At 71.2% G+C, this 2413-nt stretch carries 3 protein-coding genes; 2 read left to right on the top strand and 1 reads right to left on the bottom strand.

Annotation, left to right across the window (positions count from 1 at the left end):
- Positions 1-8 precede the first annotated feature (8 nt).
- Positions 9-548, bottom strand: coding sequence for a superoxide dismutase [Cu-Zn] SodC (gene sodC, locus PKE44_RS18375; RefSeq protein WP_324554133.1), 540 nt, complete (start codon positions 546-548; stop codon positions 9-11).
- A 214-nt stretch (positions 549-762) separates the two neighbouring features.
- Between sodC and PKE44_RS18380 the strand changes: the two genes are divergently transcribed.
- Positions 763-1428 carry a DUF2076 domain-containing protein gene (locus PKE44_RS18380; RefSeq protein ID WP_324554135.1) on the top strand — a complete coding sequence of 222 codons (666 nt, stop codon included), beginning with the start codon at positions 763-765 and terminating at the stop codon, positions 1426-1428.
- A 412-nt stretch (positions 1429-1840) separates the two neighbouring features.
- Positions 1841-2413 (top strand): 2-oxoacid:acceptor oxidoreductase family protein (locus tag PKE44_RS18385; RefSeq protein WP_324554137.1); only part of this gene is annotated, 573 nt, incomplete at its 3' end.

The following is a 2413-nucleotide window of genomic DNA, read 5'->3' on the forward strand; positions in this document are numbered from 1 at the left end:
CGGCGCCGTCAGCGGATCACGCCGCAGAGCATGCGGGCGCCGCCGCCGCCGAGCGGCTGCGGCTGGTCGGCGTAGTTGTCATGACCGGCGTGGATCATCAGCGAGCGGCCGGACAGGTCCGACATCTTCAGCCGCGGTGCCGTCACCGGCGCGGTCGCCGTGCCGTCGGCGGCGACGACCAGCGCCGGCAGGTCGCCGAGGTGGCCGTCGCCGGTCGGGCCGGCATGCCGGCCGGTCTTGTCCGGATCGTAATGCCCGCCGGCATTGCCGCCCGGTACCTTCTTGCCGTCCTTCTCGGCCGGGCCGCAGTCGGGCTTCTCATGGACGTGGAAACCGTGCTCGCCGGGCGGCAGGCCCTTCAGTTCGGGCTTGAACACCACGCCCTTGCCGTCGGCGGCCGGCGTGGCGACGACGATGCCGGCCGGCGTCATGCCGCCGTCGGCAGCGAGCTGGTCCATCGAAATCGTGATCGAGTCGGCCGCGAGTGCGGCACTGCCGGCCGCAGCGGTCAGGGCGGCGGCCAGCGTCAGACTCAGTCGCTTGTTCATGGAAACTCCTCATTGCTTGTGGTCATGGTCAGCCGGGGGCAGGCCGGCTTAGGGACAGCTTAGGCGCCCGTGCGGTTCGCTCCTGCCAGCGAACACGGTGCCCGGCGAGCGGTCTGAAGCGCCACCCCGTACCGGACCGCCGAGCCGGGCGAGCTTTACAGGTAAGAAATCACCTGATAGAAAATTGCCTCGGCACCTGCACCGGAGTCCAACCATGGACCAGAACGAAAAATCCCTGATCGATGACCTGTACCGCCGCCTGCAACTGGCCGAACAGAAGACCGGCCCGCGCGATGCCCAGGCCGAAGCCGTGATCCGTGAGCACTTCAGCCGCCAGCCGGGCGTCGCGTACTACATGACGCAGGCGATGCTGGTGCAGGAGCACGCGCTGAAGAGCCTCAACGAGCGCGTGCAGCAGCTCGAACAGGAACTCGCCTCGCGCCCGGCCGCCGGCGCTGCCGGCGGCGGCAGCTTCCTGTCCGGCCTGTTCGGCGGGGGCGCGAGCAGCGCGCCGGCCGGTCGTGCCGGCATTCCGCCCTACCAGCCGCAGCCGGGCGCCTTCCAGCAGGCGCCGCGCGGCGGCTTCCTGTCCGGCGCGCTGCAGACCGCGGCCGGCGTCGCCGGCGGCGTGCTGCTCGGCCACGCGCTGATGAGCATGTTCTCCGATGTATTCGGTGACAGCGGCGCCGAAGCGGTCGCCGCGGCCGTGCCGGAAGCGGCCGAGAACTTCGATCTGGCCTCGGCGGCCGAGGACATCCCGTCGAGCGGCGGCTTCCTCGGCGACGCCGGCAGCGGCTTCGGCGGCTTCGGCGATTCCACCGCCTCGGCCGACAACGATTTCGGCGGTTTCGGCGGCGACGACGACGACCAGTTCGTCTGAGCGTCCCGCCACCCGGCGGCGCCCTCCACCGCGGCGCCGCCTGCCTTTTCATCCGGCTTCATCCGTTTCATCCGCTTGTCTTGCCCCGGCCGCCGCCGTTGCCGTCCACCCTCCCGCCCGGCAGCGACGGCGGCCGGTTCTTTCCGGCCGCACCACCCCTAGTCCGCCCCTTGCCCATCCCTTGCACCGCCACAGCCCCCCGGACTGGTGCATCGCGCACCGCAATGGTGCGCACAACTTCTTGATATGGATCAGCATTTTGTCGGATGCGTCCGCTCGCACGGGCAGAAGTTGTCGCAGCGCAATATTTCGCCGCCCCGCCGGTGCTGAAATGCCCCGCAGCGGCCGACCCGCCAGCGGGTTGGCCTTTCATTTCAGGGCTTTGCCTTAGCTGCGAGAGGTCGCGAGACTCATGGACCCATCACTGAATCCGCAATCGGTTTCCATTGTGCTGTGCGGCTCCGGCGGCGCCGGCGTCATGACCGCCGGGCAGATGCTGCTCGACGCGGCCGCCGCCGCCGGCCTGTACGGCGTGATGTCGCGGGCCCTCGGCCCGCAGATCCGCGGCGGTGAGGCCGCCGCGCTGCTGCGGCTGGCGAATCATCCGGTCGAGGCGCCCGACGATGCCTTCGACGTGCTGCTCGCCGTCGACTGGCAGAACATCGAGCGCTTCGCCGCCGAGCTGCCGCTGCGTGCCGACAGTCTGGTCATCGGCGATCCGGCCGCCGGCGAGCTGCCGGCGGCGATCCTGCGCGCGCATCCGCGCCGCGCCGAAGTCGCGCTGCAGGCGCTGGCGGACGAGACCGGCAGCCGCGTCAACATGGTCGCGCTCGGCCTGCTCGCCGAACTCATCGGCCTGCCGGCCGAGGCCGTGTACGCAACACTCGCCGCGGCGCTCGCCGACAAGGGCGAGGCCGTGGTCGAGTCCGGCATCCGCGCCGCGCTCGCCGGGGCGCAGGTGGTCGCGGCGCTGCCGGCCGTGCCC

The organism is Plasticicumulans sp. (assembly GCF_035331805.1).
GTDB lineage: Bacteria > Pseudomonadota > Gammaproteobacteria > Competibacterales > Competibacteraceae > Plasticicumulans.

What these genes read in the sequence shown, in the direction of transcription:
- PKE44_RS18380 (WP_324554135.1), top strand. Translation starts at nt 763, where the DNA reads ATGGACCAGAACGAAAAATCCCTGATCGATGACCTGTACCGCCGCCTG.
- sodC (WP_324554133.1), bottom strand. Translation starts at nt 548, where the DNA reads ATGAACAAGCGACTGAGTCTGACGCTGGCCGCCGCCCTGACCGCTGCG.